The 16,279-nt window shown below is 64.3% G+C and carries 15 protein-coding genes; 2 read left to right on the forward strand and 13 right to left on the reverse strand.

Translation table 11 applies throughout. The features are described from left to right. Positions 1-2: 2 nt before the first annotated feature. The 13 genes from AC1DX4_RS25480 to AC1DX4_RS25540 all read right to left on the reverse strand — a co-directional run bounded on the left by AC1DX4_RS25480 (position 3) and on the right by AC1DX4_RS25540 (position 13,270). On the reverse strand, positions 3-1,310 hold the full coding sequence (locus tag AC1DX4_RS25480; protein WP_477222930.1) for an ABC transporter substrate-binding protein: 1,308 nt from the start codon (positions 1,308-1,310) through the stop codon (positions 3-5). Positions 1,311-1,382: 72 nt separating this feature from the next. Continuing rightward, positions 1,383-2,201 (reverse strand): SDR family NAD(P)-dependent oxidoreductase, encoded by an 819-nt coding sequence (locus AC1DX4_RS25485; RefSeq protein WP_477222931.1) that lies wholly within the window; start codon positions 2,199-2,201, stop codon positions 1,383-1,385. 68 nt (positions 2,202-2,269) lie between these two features. Continuing rightward, positions 2,270-3,157, reverse strand: a complete 888-nt coding sequence (locus tag AC1DX4_RS25490; RefSeq protein ID WP_477222932.1) for an intradiol ring-cleavage dioxygenase — start codon at positions 3,155-3,157, stop codon at positions 2,270-2,272. A gap of 9 nt (positions 3,158-3,166) precedes the next feature. Further along, on the reverse strand, positions 3,167-4,921 hold the full coding sequence (locus AC1DX4_RS25495) for an FAD-dependent oxidoreductase (RefSeq protein ID WP_477222933.1): 1,755 nt from the start codon (positions 4,919-4,921) through the stop codon (positions 3,167-3,169). Continuing rightward, positions 4,921-5,970 carry a branched-chain amino acid ABC transporter permease gene (locus AC1DX4_RS25500; protein ID WP_477222934.1) on the reverse strand — a complete coding sequence of 350 codons (1,050 nt, stop codon included), beginning with the start codon at positions 5,968-5,970 and terminating at the stop codon, positions 4,921-4,923. The genes AC1DX4_RS25495 and AC1DX4_RS25500 overlap by 1 nt, the downstream gene beginning before the upstream one ends. A gap of 8 nt (positions 5,971-5,978) precedes the next feature. Next, entirely contained in the window at positions 5,979-6,842 is an 864-nt protein-coding gene (locus tag AC1DX4_RS25505) for a branched-chain amino acid ABC transporter permease (protein ID WP_477222935.1), read from the reverse strand. A 64-nt stretch (positions 6,843-6,906) separates the two neighbouring features. Continuing rightward, on the reverse strand, positions 6,907-7,614 hold the full coding sequence (locus AC1DX4_RS25510) for an ABC transporter ATP-binding protein (RefSeq protein WP_477222956.1): 708 nt from the start codon (positions 7,612-7,614) through the stop codon (positions 6,907-6,909). Continuing rightward, on the reverse strand, positions 7,611-8,327 hold the full coding sequence (locus AC1DX4_RS25515) for an ABC transporter ATP-binding protein (RefSeq protein WP_477222936.1): 717 nt from the start codon (positions 8,325-8,327) through the stop codon (positions 7,611-7,613). The genes AC1DX4_RS25510 and AC1DX4_RS25515 overlap by 4 nt, the downstream gene beginning before the upstream one ends. 59 nt (positions 8,328-8,386) lie before the next feature. Continuing rightward, positions 8,387-9,658: an ABC transporter substrate-binding protein gene (locus AC1DX4_RS25520; protein WP_477222937.1), complete on the reverse strand. Its 1,272-nt coding sequence runs from the start codon at positions 9,656-9,658 to the stop codon at positions 8,387-8,389. A 26-nt stretch (positions 9,659-9,684) separates the two neighbouring features. Further along, positions 9,685-10,749 (reverse strand): maleylacetate reductase, encoded by a 1,065-nt coding sequence (locus tag AC1DX4_RS25525; RefSeq protein WP_477222938.1) that lies wholly within the window; start codon positions 10,747-10,749, stop codon positions 9,685-9,687. Then, positions 10,746-11,405, reverse strand: coding sequence for an alpha/beta hydrolase (locus tag AC1DX4_RS25530; RefSeq protein ID WP_477222939.1), 660 nt, complete (start codon positions 11,403-11,405; stop codon positions 10,746-10,748). The genes AC1DX4_RS25525 and AC1DX4_RS25530 overlap by 4 nt, the downstream gene beginning before the upstream one ends. After that, positions 11,402-12,361, reverse strand: a complete 960-nt coding sequence (locus AC1DX4_RS25535) for a VOC family protein (protein ID WP_477222940.1) — start codon at positions 12,359-12,361, stop codon at positions 11,402-11,404. The genes AC1DX4_RS25530 and AC1DX4_RS25535 overlap by 4 nt, the downstream gene beginning before the upstream one ends. Positions 12,362-12,364: 3 nt before the next feature. Next, positions 12,365-13,270 carry a dioxygenase family protein gene (locus tag AC1DX4_RS25540; protein WP_477222941.1) on the reverse strand — a complete coding sequence of 302 codons (906 nt, stop codon included), beginning with the start codon at positions 13,268-13,270 and terminating at the stop codon, positions 12,365-12,367. Positions 13,271-13,363: 93 nt separating this feature from the next. On the opposite strand from AC1DX4_RS25540, the gene AC1DX4_RS25545 reads away from it, so the two are divergent. Both AC1DX4_RS25545 and AC1DX4_RS25550 read left to right on the forward strand, forming a co-directional pair. Continuing rightward, positions 13,364-14,323, forward strand: a complete 960-nt coding sequence (locus AC1DX4_RS25545; protein WP_477222942.1) for a LysR family transcriptional regulator — start codon at positions 13,364-13,366, stop codon at positions 14,321-14,323. A 668-nt stretch (positions 14,324-14,991) separates the two neighbouring features. Next, a partial coding sequence (locus tag AC1DX4_RS25550; protein WP_477222943.1) for a VCBS domain-containing protein occupies positions 14,992-16,279 on the forward strand: 1,288 nt, incomplete at its 3' end.

Consider the following 16,279-nt stretch of genomic DNA (forward strand, 5'->3'; position numbering starts at 1 on the left):
TGTCACCAGGCGATCGGCTTGATCGCCTGTTGGGGCGCGAAGAGCTGATTGACCGTGTTGTCGACGATCTTCAGGTCATAGGGCCATTTCTCGCCCTTCACCCACTGGCCGCCGAAGATCGGCGTCTTGCAGATGTTCTTGTGGGGCGAGCCGTCGAACTTGATATGACCGACCAGCGTCTGCAGATCGGTGGCGACCAGAGCGTCACGGTTGGCCGTACGGTCGAGTGGATTGGAAGAGCGCTTCAGGATGTCCAGGGCGACCTCGAGCAGGGCATGCGAATAGCCGAGCGGCTGCGTCCACTGGCGCTTCGTATCGGCTTCCCATTGGCTGGCTATGTCGTTGCTGACCTGCCCGGTCAGCGACGACTTGAACGGGAAGGCCGGCGTCCACCAGACCTCCGAGGACATGCCGTTGCCGAGAGGCCCCATCGCCTCGACGCCGCCTGGAAACAGCAGCGCCGCCGCCACAGTGACCGCCTTCGGCTTGAAGCCCTGCTGGTTGCACTGGGTGACGAACGTCTTCAAATCATCCGGGTAGGTGATGCCGCCGATGATCTCGCAGCCCTGCTTCTTGAACTCGGATATCTGCGCTGAGAAATCATTGGTGCGCGGCTGGAAGTAGCCGGGTACGACGACCTCGTAGCCGGCCTTGCGGGTCGGCGCCGGCAGGCCGTATTCGTCGTTGCCCCAGGTCTCGCCGTCAATGTTCTGGGGAAACAGCATCCCGACCTTCTTGTTGGTCTCGAGATGGTTCCAGAGTCCGACGAAGGTGTTCAGCGCCTCGTCGAGGCCCCAGAAGAAATGATAGGTCCAGTCGAAAGTCTGCTTGCCGCCGCCGCGCGGCATGATCACCGCCTGCCAGGGGGCTCCGGAAGAGATGCAAGGTGTCTCATAGAGTTCGCACTGCTCGGCCGCGGGCAGGATCGTGTCCGTGGTCGACGCCGGAAGGAGCAGATGCACCTCGTCGTTCAGGATGAGGTTGCCGGCGATTTCCGACGCCTTGTTCGGATTGGACTGGCTGTCGCGGTCGAGAATCTCGATCTCGTAAGTATTGCCGTTGGCGCATTGCAGCTGGCCGCCGAGCAAGGCGCGGATCTTCTGCAAGGTGTAGCCGTCCGTTTCGCCGAAGAGGGCGAGCGGCCCGGTCGTCGGGCTGAGATAGCCGAGCTTGATCTTCCCGGCGGTCGCGGCGCGCACATAGGCCGGCATGGCGAGCGTGCTGGCGGCAATGCCGGCTCCAAGCCCCTTCAGCACGGTCCGGCGGCTGGGCTGCAAGCCCGATTTCACCAGTCTGTTGTAATAGGTCATCGTCGTTTCCTCCCTTGGTTAAGTCTCGCCGACCCGTCCCCTCGACGAGACCGGCGTCCGTTTGAAACCTCTTCAGGTCATCCGCAGCAGCGAACCGCCATCGATGACGATCAGCGACCCGGTGACATAGGACGAGGCGGGCGAGGCCAGATAAAGCGCCAGGCCCTTGATCTCTTCGGGATCGCCGATCCGGCCGAGGAGCGACTGGGCCTCGAAAGCCTTGCGGTCCGCCGGATTGCGCAGCCGGCCGCCGGCGATGTTGGTGATGAACGGTCCGGGCAGAATGGCGTTGATGCGGATGTTGTGGGCGCCGAGCTCCATCGCCATGTGGCGAACGAGATGGTTCACCGCAGCCTTGGCGGGCATGTACGGCGTGCCCACGATGCTCTCGTTTATCAACGAGGCGATGGACGACGTGACGATGATCTGGCCGCCGCCGTTGGGCTTCATGTGCCGGGCGGCATGCTTGATCGTGGTGTAGACCGAGGTCAGGTTGATTTCGATCACCTTGTCCCAGTGCTCATCCGGCAGGTTCTCGATGGCGCCCTCGGGATTCCTTTCGCCGGTCGCAGTGTTGAAGCCCGGCCCGGCGTCGATCCCGGCATTGGCGAACACAACATCGATCGAGCCTGCCTTGTGAGCCACCTTGTCGAAGGCCTCTGCCATGGCTACACGGTCGCCGACGTCGGCGACCTGGCCCCAGACATCGCCTCCCGCGGCCCTGATCGCGGCCACGCTCTTTTCCAGCCCGGCAGGATTCAGATCGAAGATGCAGACCTTCGCCCCGTGCTCGGCCATGATCTCGGCATAGGCCTGGCCGATGCCGCTGGCGCCGCCGGTGACGATCACCGACTTGCCTCTGACATCGAACATCTTTTCGAGTGCGGCCATCCATTTCCTCCCTGTTTCAGCAACACCGACCCGCACACGGGCGCTTTCGCAGCGCCCGCTGCGCAGGGTCACTTCTTCTTGCGCGACAGCACGAAATCGAACTCGACGTCATAGAACGGAGCCACGACCTCGACCCTGGCGGCGGCCTCGGCGTCCTCGACCTTGCGGAATTCGGCGAGCAGGCTCTGCTTGACGCCGAAGACGGCGTCCGTATCGATGTACGGGTCGTCCGGATCGAAGATGTGCGTGGTCAGCGCCTCAAAGCCCTCGGCTTCGACGATGTAGTGGAGATGCGCCGGGCGATAGGGATGGCGTCCCAAAGCGCCGAGCAACTTGCCGACCGGCCCGTCATCCGGGATAGGGTAGTATTTGGGCTTTGCGCCGCGGAACCAGTAGCGCCCCTCCGAGCCGGTGCGGAAGACGCCGCGTAGGTTGAAGTCGGGCTGGATGCCCTTCTGCTGCACGTCGTAGAAGCCTTCGTCATTGGCCTGCCAGACGTCGATCTTGGCGCCTGCGATCGGATGGCCCTCGGTGTCGAGGATGCGGCCATGCACGAACATCGGCTCGCCCTTCTGGTCGAGGCAGATGTTCGAGCCCATAGGCAGTTCGGGCGCGTCGGCGACATGGAAGGGCCCCAGCACCGTGGATTCCGAGGCGCCCGACGGCTTGCGGTTGTTGATCGCATCGACCAGCATCGAGACGCCGAGCACATCAGACAGCAGGATGTACTCCTGCCGCCACTCGTTGCAGATCTGGCCCGTCTGCGTGAGGAACATGATCGCGCCGAACCATTCCTCCTGTGTCGGCTCGATCTCTTTCACCGCCTCGTGCAGCTTGCGGGTGATGACTTCCATCACCTGAGTAAGCCGCCGGTCCTTGGCGTTCTTGTTGCGCGCCACGACGACTTCGGCCGAGTTCGCTTCGGTGAAGTAGCCGTATTCGTGTTCGTCGATCATGGACATTCCTCAGCGTGCGAGAACGGATTTGAGGACCCGGCGCAGCTCGGCCGCCGGATCGGCGGCCAGCGCCTCGGAGCGCCAGGCGACGTGATGGTCGGGGCGGATCACCAGGCAGCCCGCATCGCCGATTTCGCGTGCACGCGCCCAGTCGCCGGTATGGTCCTCGATCGTACGGCGCGGGCCGATGACATGAGTGCGGATCGGCAGACCGAGTTCCGCACCAATCGTCTCGGCCGCGACAACCCACGCCTCGCCGCCAATGCCGGTCAGCAGCGTGAATTCGCCATGTCCACAAAGGTCGAGCGTCGAGACCTTCCTGCCCGAGCGCTCGAAGACCCAGACATGCGGCAGGCGCGCACCGGGCCAGGTCGTTGGCGCATAGTGCAACTCGCGATCCCTCTCGAAGGCCGGCTCGGGCTGGTCGCCGGTTATCACCGCGCCGGACACGTAGCGCTGGTTCATCTCGACGCCATGGGCGTCGAACTCGTACTTCTTGAAGGCGATGGCCTTGCGCAGCGCCTCGCGCTGCGCCTCGGCGGCGGGGGTCGCGTCCGCACGGGCCTCCATGTTCCTCTGGATCTTGTCGTGATCCACGCCGCCGTCCATGCCGAGGGCCTCGAAGATGGGACCGAATTCGGCGATGGACTGGTTCGCGCGCGTCACGATCTGGCGCGCGATCGGTGCGCGTTCCACCGAGTAGCTGTCTAGAAGCCCGATGCCCGCCTGCCCCTTGACGACCTTGGCAAGCTTCCAGGCGAGGTTGAACCCGTCCTGGATCGAGGTGTTCGAGCCGAGCCCGTTCGAGGGCGGATGCCTGTGCGCGGCGTCACCCATGATGAACACCCGCCCCTTCTGCATCTGCGTGGCAAAGCAGTTGTTCACGGTCCAGGTGTTGGCGCCCAGAAGCTCGATCTCGAGCTTCTGATCTCCGACCAGCTGGCGCGCGACCTCGGTGGCCAGTTCCGGCGTCACATCGGGCGGCGGCTGGTTGATGTCGTAACCCCAGACAATGAGCCACTCGTTCCACGGCCGCACCATGCGAACGAGACCCATGCCGATGCCGCCGACGTCGGCGCCGGGCTGCATGACCCAGTAGAGGACGCTCGGCCGGTGGGCGACGTATCTCGAAAGATCGGCCCGGAACAGGATGTTCATCGACCCGCCGACGCCCATCTTGCCCTCGAACGGCAGGCCCAGATGCTCGGCCACCAGCGAGTTGCCGCCATCGGCACCGACGAGGAACTTCGACCGTACGGTGAAGTCCTTGCCCGACAGCCGGTCGCGGCAGGTCGTGGTCACGCCGTCCGCGTCCTGAACATGGCCGACATATTCGGTGCTCATGCGCGCCTGCGTCCCGCGCGCGCATGCCGTCTTGAACAGGATCGGCTCCATGAAGGTCTGGGGCAGATCGTTCATGAAGGACGGCGACGACAAGAGATGTTCGGCCTTGGAGAGCGGGTCCGTGCCCCAACTCTTCATCCGGCCAAGCTCCTCGCCGGCCAGGCTTTCGCAGAACACGTTCTCGCCCATCAGCTCCTGCGGCGAGGCGTGCATCACGGCCTCGGCCTCGACCTCCGACCCGAGGTCGCGCAGCACCTCCATGGTGCGCTGGTTGGTGATGTGGGCACGCGGCGTATTCGACAGCCAGCGGTAGCGGTTCACGACCATATTGGCCACGCCGGAGCTGGATAGGAGTGCCGCCGTGGCCGAGCCGGCCGGGCCCGTGCCCACGATCAGCACGTCGGTTTCGATATCCGCCATCAATTTCCTCCTTCGATCTTCGGACCGGCCAGCCTGCGGCGGACCGGAAACAGGTGCAGGCCGCTGCGGGCCGAGATCAGCCCCCACAGCCCCTTCGGTGCAAACAGCATCACGGCGATGGCGACCAGGCCGAGTGTCATCAGGTACCAGCTGCCGTAGTCGGCCAGCGCGGAGCGCAGGGCAAAGAAGACCAGCACTCCGACGATGGGCCCCTCGATGGTGCCGATGCCGCCGATGACGACGATGAAGATGACGTAGGCGGTCCAGTCGGTGACGGCGAAGGCCGCCTCCGGCGAGATGCGGGCCGTCTGCAGAAAGATCAGCGCGCCCGTCAGCCCGGTGGCGGCCGCGGCGATCAGAAAGACCGCCCATTTGAGCCGCCCGGCATCGACCCCAACCGATTGCGCCGCCTCGACATTGTCGCGCACGGCCGACAACGCCAGCCCGAGGCGACTGCGCAGCAGCCAGTAGATGCCGCCCGTGACGGCCACAACCAGCACCAGGGCCAGCCAATAGGCGAGAATATCGCGCGCCCCGGCCTCGCGTACGCCGAACAGTGCCCGGATCGCATCCGTGCCCATGACATTGCTCGTCGCCTCTCGTGGCAGCGAGGTGCCGGTGCCACCGCCCAGCGATTTCCACTGCGCGACCAGCAGACGCGTCACCTCGGCGATCACCCAGGTGCCGATGGCGAAATAGGCGCCCTGCAGACGGAAGGCGAAGAAGGCCGTCGGAACCGCCAGCAGCAGCGCCGCAAGGCCACCCAGCAGGATCGCCACGACCGGGTTCCAGCCCAGCAGGATCACGCCGGCGAACATCGCATAGGCGCCAATGCCGACGAAGGCCTGCTGACCCACCGAGACAAGACCGCCATAGCCCGCCAGCAGGTTCCATATCTGCGCCAGCGTCAGCATGGTGAGGATGAAGAACAGATCCTGTATGACGCCCCGCGAGGCCACGGCAGGCAGCGCGAGCGCGGCGACGATGAAGATGGGCACGGTGATCGCGGTCACGGTTCCGGCGCGGGTGCGGGTTGTCAGTCGATACATGCCGCCCCTCAATCCACTGCGCGCGGAAAAAGCCCGCGCGGCTTGAGCAGCATCACGGCCAGGAAGGCGATGTGGCCGGCCAGGATCTGCCATTCCGGATTGAGCGCCGCACCAAACGTCTGCGCCACGCCGATGATGATCCCGCCCGCAAGCGTTCCCCACAGGCTGCCGAGGCCGCCGATGATCACTGCCTCGAAGGCATAGATCAGCCGCGCCGGTCCGATCGAGGGATCGAAGTTTGCTCGCATGCCGAGGTAGAGCGCCGCTAGCGTAACCACGACCATTGCGATCCCGGTGGCGATCGCGAAAATCCGCTTCGGCTCTATCCCCATCAGCCCCGCCGTCACGGCGTCGTCCGAGGTGGCGCGGAAGGCACGGCCGAGGGCGGTGTGGTAAAAGAGCCCGTTCAGGGCAATGATCATCGTGATCGCCGACGCAAAGGTCATCAACGGCATGATCCCCACCGTGACCAGCCCGAGATCGAGCGAGGCCCCCCCCAACGCGCCCACCGGGATGCGGCGGCTGTCGGCGGAGAAGACCTCGAGCAGCCCGTTCTGCAGGGTGACCGACAGGCCGAAGGTGACCAGAAGCGGCGGCAGGATGTCCTTGCCCAGCACGCGATTCAAGACAGCGGCCTGCAACAGCCAGCCGAGCGCGAACATCACCGGCATGGCGACCAGCGCGGCGATCCAGGGCGACAGGCCGAGCAGCGTGACGCCCATCAACACCAGATAAGCGGCAAGAATGATGAGGTCGCCATGGGCCAGATTAACCAGCCGCATGATTCCGAAGACGAGGCTCAATCCCGCTGCGAACAGGGCATAGAGCCCGCCCAGCAGAATCCCCTGCACGAGGGTGTCCAGCCAGATCATCGCTGCACCATGCCGATCAGGCCATGACAGCGCGGCGCGAGCAAACGATGGCTTGGTCCCGTCGTCATGCCGCCGCTCCGAAATAGGCGGCATGGATTTTTTCGCGCGTGGCCTCGGCGGCCTTGGCGACCAATGTGACACGCCCCTCCATCATGCAGTAGACACGGTCGGCCACCGCCAGCGCCTTGCCGATATCCTGCTCCACCACCACGATCGCGGCGCCGCCTTCGCGGATCCGGGGAAGCGCGGCGTAGATGTCGCGGATGACGACAGGCGCAAGGCCGAGGCTGATCTCGTCGCAGAGCAGCAATTCCGGGTTCGACATCAGCGCCCGGCCAATCGCCACCATCTGCTGCTGGCCGCCCGAGAGCGCGGTGCCGGGGCTCTTGCGCCGCTCGCGCAGGATCGGGAAAAGGTCATAGACCGCGTTGAGGCTCCATGGCCCTGGCACCTTGCGCGCCTGCCCGCCGATCAAAAGGTTTTCCTCGACGGTCAGCGAGGGAAAGAGCCGGCGTCCTTCCGGCACCATGGCGATGCCGCGCTTCATGATCTCGGCCGAAGACAGCCCGCCGATCGGCTCGCCCCGGTGCAGCACCATGCCGGGCTCGTTGCCGATCACACCCGTGATCGAACGCATCAGCGTGGATTTTCCGGCGCCATTGGCGCCGATGATCGCCACGCATTCGCCCGCAGCAATGGTGATATCCACGCCGAACAGCGCCCGGAACTGGCCGTAATTCGCGGTGAGGTCGCGCGTTTCGAGCAGCATCAGACCTCGAGCCCCAGATAGATTTCGCGAACCTCTCTCGAGGCCATGATCTGATCCGGCGCGCCGATCCCGATCACGCGCCCGAAATCCAGCACGAGAAGCCGTTCGACCACCGATCTCAGCGCATGCAGCACATGCTCGATCCAGATGATCGTGGTGCCCCTGGCGTGGATCGCCTTGATCGTCGCGACCAGCGCCTTGCATTCGCCCTCGGTCAGCCCGCCCGCGATCTCGTCCAGAAGCAAAAGCTCCGGTCCCGTCGCCAGGGCGCGAGCGAGTTCCAGGCGCTTGCGGTCGAGAAGGCTCAGCGATCCGGCCAGGACATTGGCCTTCCTGAGCAGCTCTGTCTCCTCGAGGATACCGGCGCAATCGTCGACCATCTCGGCCTCGCGTCGACCCCGGCCGAAGGCGGCGGCGGTCAAGAGGTTCTCGAACACGGTCAGCCCCTCGAAAGGCTGCGGTATCTGGAAGCTGCGGCCGATGCCCATGCGCACCCGCTCCATCGCGGGAGCGCGGGTTACGTCGCGGCCGAGGAATTCGATGCGGCCCTCATTCGCAAGCAGATTGCCGGTGATCAGGTTGAACAGCGTCGACTTTCCTGCCCCGTTCGGGCCGATGATGCCCAGGGCTTCGCCGCGCGGCACCGTGACGGTCACGCCGTCCGCAACCTTCAAGGCGCCGAAGGACTTCGAGACGTTTTCCAGCCTGAGTATCATCACTGTCATCCTCGGGTCGCGCCAAACGAGGGCGACGGCATCCGCCGCCCTCGGCAGCGTCAGGCCAGGGCTTCCATCTTGCCGGCGGTGGGGATCTCTGGCGCGCTGGCGTTTTCAACGATCACCAGATCGAAGCCGCCGGGCTTCTTGCGCCACTGGCCACCGACGAGGGGCGTCTTGCAGACGTTCTTTGCGGCGAAAGGCGGCAGCCCCGCGCCGCTCCAGGCCACCTTGCCGACCACGGTCGTCATGTCGGTGGCCGCTATGGCTGCCGCGATCGCCTCGGCATTCGTCGGATCCGAAACGCGCCCCATGACATTGGCCGCCACCTCGAACAGCGAATGGACAAAGCCGATCGGCTGGGTCCACGGACGCCCGGTCTTGGCGGTGAAATCCGCCGCAATATCCGCCGAACTCTGGCCCGTCACCGACGACTTGAACGGATGCGAGGCCGACCACCAGACTTCGGACGAAAGGTTGTGGCCGGCATCGCCGAGCGTCTCGACCGATTGCGGGAAGAGGATCGCCTTGGCCACCGTCGCCGCCTTGGGCTTGAAGCCCTGCTGGCGGGCCTGGTTCCAGAAAGTGGTGAAGTCGGGCGGGATGACCACGCCGGTGACGATCTCGGCATCGGCCGCCTTGAAAGCGTTGACCTGCGCGGTGAAATCGTCCGAGAGGTTCTGATAGCGACCGGGATCGGCAAGGCTGAAACCGGCGGCATCAAGTCCGGGCTTCAGCCCGTTTTTCGGATCGCCCCAGGCATTGCCGTCGGCATCGTTGGGGAACAGTCCGCCCACCTTGCCGTTGGTGGAAAGCTGCTTCCACATGCCGGTATAGACGGCGATGATGTCTTCGAGACCCCAGAAATAATGGTAGGCGAAGTTGAAAGGCTTCCACGACGATGGATCGGCGGGATTACCTTGCTGGCCGATGAACCAGGGCTGCCAAGGCGCCATGGTCGAGATGACCGGCACGCCTTCCGCCTCGCAGGTGGTGGCGACCGGGTTGGTGTTCTCGGGCGTCGAGCCGACCAGCATCAGGTTGATCTCGTCGTCGACGATCAGGCTCTTCGCCACCTCGGACGCGCGATTGGGGTTCGACTGGCTGTCCTTGACGATGACCTCGAAGTTCTTGCCCGCCTCGGACGCGAGGAAAGCCTTGATGTTGTAGGCATCGCTTTCGGCGAAACCGGCGAGCGGCCCCGTCTGCGGTGAAACATAGCCCAGGCGAATCTTGGCGCCCTGCGCGAGCGCCGGCGTCGCCAGCCGAGAACCGGCGAGCGCCAAGCCTGTCGCCGCCGACGCTTTCAGTAAGCTCCGTCTTGTAATCATCTGCTCTTCCTCCCTCTTGCCTCTTGTCAGCCTCCTGGACGGCGTCCCTCTAACGCCGCCTGGAGGAGTTCCCTTATCGATCCTGGATCGATCGGCCTCGGATTCGCATAGGCGTTCTTCAACGCGATAGCCGCAGCGCGGTCGAGATCGGCTTCCTTGATGCCGATCTCCTTCAGGCTCAGCGGAGAGCCGACGGATCGCGCGAAATCCCAGAGCCCGCCGCCCGCCGAGCCGCCGCCGAATGCTTCGGCGATCGGGCGCAGCAGATCGGGCACCGCCGCTTCGTTGAAGGCGGTCGTGTAAGGCAGCAGGATGGCGTGGGTTTCGGCATGCGGCGTGTCGAACGAGCCGCCGAAGACATGCGCCAACTTGTGATGCAGCGCCATCGAGACATAGCCGAGCGCGGTTGAGCAGCACCATGCCGCATAGAGCGCCTGCGTCCGCGCCGCGCGGTCCTGCGGATCGCCGATCAGCCTTGGAATGCCGTCCCGGAAGGCAGCCATGGCATCCCTGCACATCAGCACGATCACCGGATTGCGGTCGGGGGCGTAGAAGGCCTCCATAGCATGAGCAATCGCATTCATCGCCGAAGTGACGGTAAGGCCGACCGGCAGGCTAAGTGTCAGATCGACGTCGTAGATAACCGTCTCGGGGCGAATGTCCGGCGAGCGGCGGGTGGTCTTCTCGCCGGCCGCCGTCTCGCCGAGGATGTCGGTCATCTCCGAGCCGGCATAGGTGGTGGGAATGACCACCTGGTCGGCGCCCGTGCGAACGGCAATGGCCTTGCCAAGCCCGGTGGTCGAGCCGCCGCCGAGGCTGACGACCGCAGTGGCGCCGCTGGCCCGGAACGCATCGACCGCCTTTTCCGTAACCTCGACCGGCGTATGCATGACCGCGCCGGCAAAGACCCCGGCGGCGAGGCCGCCAAGGCTTTCAGCCAGCCTTTCCGCATCGGCCTTTTGATGTGGCGTCGACAGCACCAGCGTCTTGTCATGGCCAAGCCGCCGCACCTCCTCCTCGACGCTGGCCATGGTGCCAGCACCGAAGACGACCCGTGTCGTCAGGCCCGGAAAGGTGAAGCTGTCCATCATCGCGCCGCCTCCATACGCGGGCCACGCCCGGCCGCGAGGTCATCGAGGATCGTACCCAGCATGGCAATCTCGGCGTCCGAGACTTCATGGCCGCGGCCCGGGAACAGATCGGCCCGCAGGCTCGCGCCAACGCGGCCCAGTGATTGTGCAGCGTCGGCAAACGCCGAGACCGGAATCCAGGGATCGGCATCGCCACCGGAAAGATAGATTGGCATTCCAACCGGCGCCGCCTCGGATCTTTCGTCCGCCGGTACACCGACACGACAACCCGTGAAGGCCGCCAAAGCGTCCGGCGGCGGCAGCCCCGCGCAGAGATACTCGATCGACAGACACGCGCCTTGCGAGAAGCCCGCGAGAAGAAGCGGCAGTCCGGGCAGTTCCGCCCGCGCCGCCACCATCGCGGCCGCGAGGTGGTCGAGCGCGTCGGAAAGCTGCGCGCGGGCGACTGGCGTCAACGGGTCGACGGCACGCGCCTCCCACCACATGCCGAGCGGTGCGCGCGGCAGGATGAAGGCCACCGCTGACGCAGAAAGCCGCGACAGCACATGGGACTGCATCTCTTCCGGCGATTGGCCGCGCCCGTGGACGAAGACGCAGATCGCCTTCGCCTCCGGCCCCCTTGGCCCAAGCCGGAGCGGACCGCTGCCTGAGCTCACGTGAAATCCGCCTGTTCCAGGCCGGCCTGCAATTCGCCCTCGCGGTCCTTGAACCACGGCGGGAAGACCAGCGTCTTGCCGATCTGGCCCGGGGGCTCGTCCTTGGCCCAGCCTTCCGGCGTGGTCCAGGCAAGCTCGAACATCGCGCCGCCGGGCGAGCGGACATAGCAGGACTTGAAGTAGTTGCGGTCCTTCTGCTCCGAGATATCGGTGAAGCCGAGGCCTTCGATATGGGCACGCAGCTTCAATTGGTTGTCTTCGTCGCCCGTGTTGAGGGCTAGGTGATGGATCGTGCCGCCCGCCAGCGTCCAGGTGCCCTGCGCGCTGTCGCGATCGACGATCACTTCGACCCGCTGATTGACGCCCGTCGCGTCCGGCACGCGGAACACGAGCCCCTCGTGATTGTCGGCCTCCTTCTCAAGCGGCAACGCAATGGTCAGGAAGTCGTCCATGGCCGTGCGATCCATCACCGCCACCACGGCGCCGTAGATGCCCTTGATGCCGTGAGCCTTGCCGATGCCTTGCGTCTCGTTGGTGATGGGCGCGCGCGGATCGCTGTCGCTTTCCACCAGCTCATGCGAGATGCCGCAGGGATGTGCAAAAGACGCGCGGTCGGCGCCAAAGCGTGTGATCTTGGTGGCCTCGATGCCGCGTGCGTTCAGCCGGTCCACCCAGAAATCCGCGGCTCCCTTGGGGATCGACTGCATGATGGTGCGAGACTGGTTGGTCCCGCGGCGGCCATAGACGCCTGGCTTGCGGAACGGAAAAGTGGTGATGATCGTCGAAGCATCACCGTTGGGCGAGCCGTAATAGAGGTGATAGACAGGGATGACGCCGTCGAACAATACGGTGCGCTTCACCGAATGCAGGCCGAGCGCCTTCGTATAGAAATCAAAATCTTCCTGAGCGCCGTCGGTCGACAGCGTCAGATGGTGGTAGCCGCTGATACGGGCCATCGATCATCTCCTCCCAGAGGTTTCGGTTTCGCCCCGCCTTGTCGGGCAGAGCACGAGATTGAGGTCGAGTGCGTGCTTTCGCTTTCCCCCATGGGGCGGCAGCGCGCGGAACTCGGCCATGAGTTCGGGCTTGACCCCGAAAATGGCATCTCGGCCGATTGCGGGGTCCAATCGGTCGAAGATGTGGGTCGTCAGCGTTTCGAAGCCCTGTGCCGAAACGCGAAAATGAATATGGGCCGGTCGCTCGAGGCCAAGGCCAAGCGCCGACATCAATTGACCAACAGGGCCGTCCGCGGGCAGCGTGTAGCCCTTCGGCTTCACCGTCATGAAGCGGAACCGTCCCTGCGGATCGGCACGGAAGCGTCCGCGCAGGTTGAATTCCGGCTGCCTGTCCGGTTCCTGATTCTCGTAGAGGCCCTCGGCATTGGCCTGCCAGATCTCGACCATCGCATCGCCGATCCCCGCGCCGTCGAGCGCAACGACCCGCCCCGTAACCTCCAGCGGCTCGCCCTTGTGGTCGCGCGAGATGTTCCCGCCGAGCGGCATCTCCGGCGCGTCGGCGCGGTAGAAGGGTCCGGCCAGGGTATTGGGGGTCGCCCCGGCGGGGCGTGGGCTGTTTTGATCCTCGATCAGCGAGGACACGCCCAGAACATCGGCGAACAGCACCCATTCCTGGCGCCGCGCATCGGCGTAATGGCCGACCTCGGTCAGAAAATCGATCGCCAGCCGAAATTCCTCGCCGGAGGGTCGCAACTCCACGATGAGCGCGTGCAAACCATCCACGGCTGCCTGCGCCGCCGTCGCCAGGCGGGACGGGCCCATTGCTGTCAGACGCCGAGCGAATTCCTCGGCCTGCGTCGAGATCGCCTTGGGGAATTCATCCCTCTGGGGGTCGGGCTGGCCGTCCATTTCGCCGGGGCCTCCCTTCCCCTTGCCAAACGGGATAGCACGGCCCAACGCGCTGCTTGATGAGATGTCGCGCCCCTTGTATAGCGTTTTGCTATGAAGCTGAACGAGCGCCACCTCATGCAGCTCGCCGCGGTGCTGGATGCTGGCGGCGTGTCGGAAGGAGCCGCCATGCTGGGCCTGACCCAGCCCGCGGTCAGCCGATCGCTGGCCATGCTGGAGGCGCGGGTCGGCGAGCCCCTTTTCCTCAAGGGCCGCCGGCCGTTGCAGGCGACACCGCTCGGCTTCCAGCTGGCGGCGCAAGGGCGCACGATCATCACCGCGTCGCGCAAGGCGTCGGATGCAGTGCAGGGCTTCATGAAGGGCACGAAGGGCGTCGTCCGTGTCGGTGGCGTGCCTTTCTTCATGGATGCGATGATCAGCCGGATGATCGGGGAATTCCAGAAGCTCGAACCCGAGGTCACCGTCCAGCAAAGCTATATGAACCTGCCCGAGATGGTCGCAGCGCTGGAGAGCAACCAGATCGACCTCGGGATCGTGCCGATCGGCGTGCTCGACCTCGGACCAGGCTTCGAATTCACCGAGATCCTGCCAGGACGCAACGTCGTGGCTTGCCGGCCAGACCATCCGCTGCTGCGCAATCGCCGCCTCAGGGCGCATGACCTGACCAGCTTTCCCTGGGTGGCTCCACTGCCCGGCTCTCCGCTGATGTCGGACCTGCAGATGATCCTTATGAGCATCGGCATGTCGGACCTGAACGTGCGCTATTCGGGAGGCTCGTTGATGAGCGTGATCAACTTCCTTGCCGAAACCGATGCGCTGGCCGTGCTGCCGTTCTCCGTGGTCTTCGCGCAACGCAAGGAGAACCGGGTGACGGTGCTCCCCTATGAAATTCCGCAGCCCAGCCGATCACTTGGCATCCTGCGCCGGGTGAGCGGACCGCGCTCGCCCGCGGCAGAGCGCTTCGCCGGCCACGTCACGACCGCCTTCGAGAATCTGAAGCACATCATCAAGCGGCACGAGAATGCCGTCGTCTGGGGCGCTAGCCGGCATTAGCGGGACGGTGTAAGTCACGTCTCGCAGCGAGAGGCGCACCGCCGCTACGGCCTGGACGACAGGTGCGGCGTGCCCGAACTTGGCAGACCGCACGCCATAGTCCGCTCCAAAGGTCGCCGGCAATGTCTGCTTTCAAGCGATGGCAAGGCTGACCGCTACGTCAGAGAAGACGCAGAAAGCAGCCGTTCACGTCGCGGCAGACTTGCTTCGGGTCAGACTTTCCGTCCTCCAGCGGTCTTTTCAGCAGCCGTCAGCGGTCCACTAGGCCGCGACCCCTGCTGCTGTTTGAATTCGACTATTAACTGTTCCATCAAGTTCGATGTTGACCCCTCCCCGTCAGTAGAGTTAATAATCTCCTAATATAAGCGTCTTCTAAAATTCGCGATCGGTAACCGGCGAGTTAGACGATGCAATTGGGGTAGGAGACGCAGAGCCGCGACCAAGGTCGTCGCTGCCACCGTCATCGAGCGACCGTCCGTCCATGAATGACCAGCTTGAACCAGCTGTTCGTAACGGAGCGGCTTGTCTGGATGGCACCGGCAAATGATGCCTACCCGAATCGCACGCCGGTCGCGCGACTGTTCTTCGGCTGGAAGCAGCCGGTCGTTCAGTACTGTGAATGAAGCAGATGGTTGGGCGTCTGTTGTTTAACAACTAGGGGGTTGAAAATGGCTACTCAGGTCACCGGTGCCGGCGGCACTACCGCGTCTTTCTCGAATACACCACAGGCGAAGGATGACCTGTTCACTTATTCGGAAGACGCCACAGGTGTCCTAATCCTGAATGTCTTGGCTAATGATCTGGGAGGCGCAGCCAAACAGCTCTACTCCATCGATAACGCAGACAGTGCGTCCACTGCAACGAAGACATATGCCCCGGCAGATCTGCTCACACGTGACGCGACATATTCCGGAAGTGTCGGAGGGGGGACCGACACGAGTTACCTGGGTGCGCATATCTGGATAGGCACTGACGGTACGATCCACTACAATGCGGCAGATATCGACAGTACGATTCAAGCACTTGGGGCTGGAGAGGTTCTTGTCGATAAAGTGACCTACGCCATTCAGCTCGGCAATGGCACGCTGAGCTGGGCCACGGCCACCATTCAGTTCACCGGCACCAACGACAAACCCGATATCCATCTGGTGACGACCGACAGCGCGACCGCCTCGCTGATCGAGACCAACTCGGCTCTGACGAAGAGCGGCACGCTGACTGTGAACGATGCTGATGTGTCCGACACGGTAACCGCAAGTGTTGCATCAGTGTCGCTCGCCGGCACCACGGGCGGGCTGAACAGCGCCGCCGTGCTCGGCATGCTGACGGTTTCGCCGACCTCGCTTACGGCCAATCCGGGTGAAACCAACAACCTCGGTTGGACCTTCAACTCGGCACCACAGGCTTTCGACTTCCTGGCTGTCGGCGAGACGCTGACGCTCACCTACACGATCAAGGCCGACGACGGCCACTCCGGCACCGACACGCAGACGGTGACGATCACCATCAACGGCACCAATGACGCTCCGGACATCACCGTTGGCGCTGGCGATAGCGCGGCCGCCTCGCTGACCGAGACCAATGCCGCCCTGACGAAGAGCGGCACCCTGACGGTGACCGATGCAGACCTCTCTGATACCGTCACCCCGACTGTCACATCCGTATCGCTCGGCGGCACCACGGGCAGCCTGAACAGTGCCGCCGTCATCGGCATGCTGACGGTTTCGCCGGCCTCGCTTGCAGCCAACCCGACCGACACCCACAATTTGAACTGGTCGTTCAACTCGGCATCGCAAGCCTTCGACTTTCTCGCCCAGGGCGAGACGCTGACGCTCACCTACACGATCAAGGCCGACGATGGCCACACCGGCACCGACACGCAGACGGTGACGATTACTATCACCGGCACCAACGACACGCCCGACATCCATCTGGTGACGACCGACAGCGCGACCG

The sequence above is a fragment of the Mesorhizobium sp. P3_A8 genome (genome assembly GCF_056402995.1).